At 71.5% G+C, this 4,170-nt stretch carries 4 protein-coding genes; 1 reads left to right on the forward strand and 3 read right to left on the reverse strand.

The window, feature by feature from the left end; genetic code table 11:
• A partial coding sequence (locus AC08OP_RS21810) for an NYN domain-containing protein (protein ID WP_476615889.1) occupies nt 1–1,276 on the reverse strand: 1,276 nt, incomplete at its 3' end.
• Nucleotides 1,277–1,602: 326 nt separating this feature from the next.
• Here AC08OP_RS21810 and AC08OP_RS21815 point away from each other — a divergent pair.
• Nucleotides 1,603–2,784: a DUF4352 domain-containing protein gene (locus AC08OP_RS21815; protein ID WP_476615890.1), complete on the forward strand. Its 1,182-nt coding sequence runs from the start codon at nt 1,603–1,605 to the stop codon at nt 2,782–2,784.
• Nucleotides 2,785–2,845: 61 nt separating this feature from the next.
• On the opposite strand, the gene AC08OP_RS21820 is transcribed toward AC08OP_RS21815, so the two are convergent.
• On the reverse strand, nt 2,846–3,241 hold the full coding sequence (locus tag AC08OP_RS21820; protein WP_462202462.1) for an HIT family protein: 396 nt from the start codon (nt 3,239–3,241) through the stop codon (nt 2,846–2,848).
• A gap of 197 nt (nt 3,242–3,438) precedes the next feature.
• Nucleotides 3,439–3,849, reverse strand: coding sequence for a VOC family protein (locus AC08OP_RS21825; RefSeq protein WP_476615891.1), 411 nt, complete (start codon nt 3,847–3,849; stop codon nt 3,439–3,441).
• Nucleotides 3,850–4,170: the final 321 nt, after the last annotated feature.

Here is a 4,170-nt window from a genome sequence, read left to right on the forward strand (position 1 = left end):
GTACCGCCCGGGCTCCGGCGGCGGCGCAGTTCTCCGCGACCTCCCGGTCGGAGGTGATGACGAAGACCGGGCGGCCTTCCGGTTCCATCCGCACCAGCCGGACGATCTCCTCGTCGGCGAGCTGCCCGGGCCGGCTGAACAGCACGCGCACCCCCCGAGGCATGGCGACACCCACCGGCCGGGCCACGACGGCGGTGGCATCGAAGACGACCGTGACCTCGCTGTCGGGATTGCGGCCCGCGAGCGCACCGAGTCCGGACAGCAGCCGCTCACGCTGGGCCTGCAGGGTGAGGCGGCCGTAGCCCCGCTTGGTCACGTTGTACCCGTCGATGATCAGATGGACCCCGGGGACGGCCAACACCTCGTCGATCAGGGAGGGGTCGTCGTCCGGCCGCCCGCGGGCCCCGGCGAACGCCTGCGGGCCGTTACTCGGGCCGGCTCCGCCGCGAGCGATGAGATCCGCGGGCCTCGCGACCATCGTCGGGAGGTCGAGTTCGCGTCGCAGGCCGTGCGCCGAGACGATCAGGGTGTCAAGGAGAACGCGCAACCGGGCGTCATCGACGCTGCGGGACTCGCGGCTGTCCCGGCGGGTGGAGGCGAGCGCGCTCTCCAGCTCCGCCACCCGGCCGCGCAGCCGCCGGGTCTCCGCCTCGGCATCCCGGCTGGCGGCCAAGGCTGCGTCCCGGGCCGCCTCGGCCGCGGTCAGGGCCTCTCGCGTGGCGTCCTCGGCCCGCCGGATCCCGGCGGTGGACGAGCGCAGCCGCCGGCGAGCCTCGTCCGCCTCCGCCCGGGCCGCCTGCAGCTGCTCGCGCAGTTCCTCCTGCTCGGCCGCGGCGATGCGCTTGCTCGTCTCGAGCTGTTCGGTGAGCCGCAGTATCGTCCGCTCGGCCTCGTCGACCTGGCTGCGGACCGCCGCCTCCGCCGTGGACGCCGCAGCGACCTGGACCAGTTCCTGCCAGCCGGAGACCCGCAGCAGGTACGCGACCGCGGCGATCTTCTCGGGAGGCGCCGCGGGCGGCGGTCCGTCCGGCGAGCTGACGGCTTCGACAAGCTCGGGATGATGACGGCGGATCCACTCGGCGACCTGGCCGCGGAACACGTCACCGTCCACCGCCGCGGCCAGCGGGACAGCTCCCTGGCGGACGCGGCGGGAGGGCTTGAAGCGGCGCACCGCGACCAGCGACGGCGGGACCTCCGGCTCGGGAAGATCCGCCAGCGTCTGCTCGGCGAACTCGACGACATGCGCCCGCACCGGCGCCGGAAGCGGCTCACTCATGCGGCGAATCCGAGGGTGGCGACGAAATGTTCATCAACACGCGCACGACGGACAAACCGGGCGGGCCGTATCTCCAACGGCTCGTCCAACCGGCCAGACAGCAAGGCACGCGGGACTCCGGAGCCGACGGGGAGAACGATGACAGTACAGCTTATCGGGAGAGCTCAGGGCACTCACCACCGCTACCGGCCGGATCGGTACGTCGGCGGCCTACGGCGGGGCGGGCATTGCCTCAGGTGAAAGTCGGCTTATGTAGCCTCGCGAGGCGCGCCCCTTATGCTCGTTTTCTTCCGAACGCGGCCCTGGCTGCGCCTGAGAGGATCATCGTGACCGACCAGAACCCGCCTCACCAGCCCCCCAGCGGTGACGGGAGCCAGGAGGCGTGGAGGCAGCCGAATGACCCCTGGCACCAGCCCGCGGACGCTGGCAGCACCCCCGCCTCCGGTTCGCCCTCTACTCCCCCGCCGGCTCCGGTCCCACCGTGGGGAGCGCCCCAGCCCGGCCAGCCGAACCAGCCCGACTCGGAGGAGACACGCCTCGCCTGGCCGGGCACCGTCCCGCAACCGGGCGGGCAGCAGTGGGGCGGGCAGCCCAGCGGCCCACAGCACCCCGGCGGCCCACAGCACCCCGGCGCTGCGCCAGGGTGGGGACAGCCCGGCGTCGGGCAGGGCTGGGGACAACCGGGCGGCTGGCAGCAGCCGGACCATCCCCCGGCCGCGGCTGCCGGGCCCTACCAGGGTGGGAGTGCCCCATACCCGGGGACGGTCGGCTACCAGGGCGGTCCCGACGCCTACCAGAACCCCCCGGGGGGCTACCCGCCGCCCGGCGGGTGGCAGCAGGGCGTCCCGCCGCCTCCGCCCCGGCAGCGGACCAGTCCGCTGTTCATCATCGTGCCCCTCGCCGTGGTCGCCGCCATCGTGCTCGGTGTCGTGATCGCCCTCGCGGTGGGCGGCGGTGACGACACCGAGATCGCCTCCCCACCGGCCCCGACGGTGACCGTGCCCGACCTCCCGAATACCACTGCGACCGCGACCGCCCCGACCGCGACCCCGCCGAACGGAGTGCCGAGCTGCGTTCCGGTGACGCCACAGCACGCGCCGGCGGCCGGCACCGCGACGATCGGCGGCTCCGGCACCGCCGTCGGCCGGGCCACCTCCTCGGTCAGCGACTTCGAAGCCAGGGTCACCCTCAACAGCGTCTGCTCCACCACCGGCAAGGTGACCCAGTACGGCGACGCGCCCGCCCAGGGGGCCTACTACGTCATTAACGTGACGGTCGAGGTGAGCCGCGGGTCGACGTCCGCTTCACCGTCCGATTTCTACATCCAGACCTCCGACGGCACCCGGTACGACGGCAGCTACGAGAACGTCGCGCCGCGGCTGTCGGTGTCGACTCTCAAGGCCGGGCAGCGGGTCCGGGGCAACATCGTCATCGATGCGCCACCCGGGCACGCCATCCTGAACTGGGAACCGCTGTTCGCCGTCGATCCACCGAAGTTCCAGCTCTGACCGCCGCGTAACCCTACGATCCGCCAGAACAGCCAGATCCGCGCCGGCCGGTACCCGGCTCTCAGCCGAGGGCGGCGCGGATCCGCTCGGCCACGGCATCGAGCTCGGCCGAGTCGGGGTTGTGGTCGGCGAGCCTGAAGTCGATCTGCGTCTCGTCCTCGATCGGCAGGAGATGCACGTGGACGTGCGGGACCTCGAGCCCGGCGACGAGCGCGGCCACCCGCCGAGGTCGGAAGGCCGCGTCGATGGCGCGGCCCACCGTCGCCGCGGCGCTCCACAACGCGACCTGGAGATCATCGGGTAGATCGATCCAATGGTCAATCTCGGTGCGGGGAACGACCAGGGTGTGTCCCGGCCGGATCGGCGCGATCGTCAGGAACGCCACCACGTGCTCGTCGGAGTAGACGATGCGACCGGGAAGCTCGCCGTTGATGATCCGGGTGAAGACGCTCGACATGGCTGCGACCCTATCGACCGGGTCGTCCGGCGCGTGACGACAGCACCCGATGGCCGATGGCCGTTCACCCGGCCGTCGAGCCGTCACGTTTTCCGCTGGACGCGACGGTGGTGTGGAGCACGCTTCTCCGAAACCGTGCTCCACCCTCGCCGACCCGCCGGGAACCCAACCCCGTGGGAGCCCGGCCCGCCGGGGTGTCAGACAAAGGGGCGCGCGAATCCCGCCGGCCCGACCGTCATCACCCGGAACTCGTTACCCTCCGGATCCTTGAGAACGTATCCGCTCTCCCCGTCGTCGTCGTACCGGGACACCCGGCGGGCACCGAGGGTCGACAACCAGCCGATCACACGCTCCGCGTCGACAGCGTAGAGATCCAGATGAAGCCGGTTACGGCCGGCATCGCGCTTCGCCCCGGGCCTGAGGAGGAGCTTGGGTCCCGCGCCGGCCGGGTGACGCAGGATCACCCCGTCGTCACGCCGGCTCACCTCGTATCCCAATGCGGCGGACCAGAAGCGCACCATCACGTCAACGTTCGAACAGTCGACCGCGACCCGCGCCACTCGAATGCCGTTCGTCTCGAACCATGCCACCTGGGCATGATTCCGCATTCGACGCACGCAGGCCTGCCGAGTTGGCCGCACGTTTGAGCACACGCCCCGACAGAAGCACCGGACTGCCCCGACGGGACCATAAACGGGACAACCGCGGCGAATTCTATGGCCAATACCGTCCCGTGGCGCACCCAGCACCCTACGGATCAGGTATCGTTAATCATTTTCCACCGGCCCGTGACCCGGAACCTCCGTGACCCGGAACCTCCGTGACGACGTGCGGCAAGGCGGACCTGCTTTCGCCTCCGGGCCCGGCGGATAATCCCGGGCGTGAAACTGTCGGGGGTGGGGCCTACCGTGACGCCGTGCGCCCAGATC

Source organism: Frankia sp. CeRuru1 (assembly GCF_977966315.1).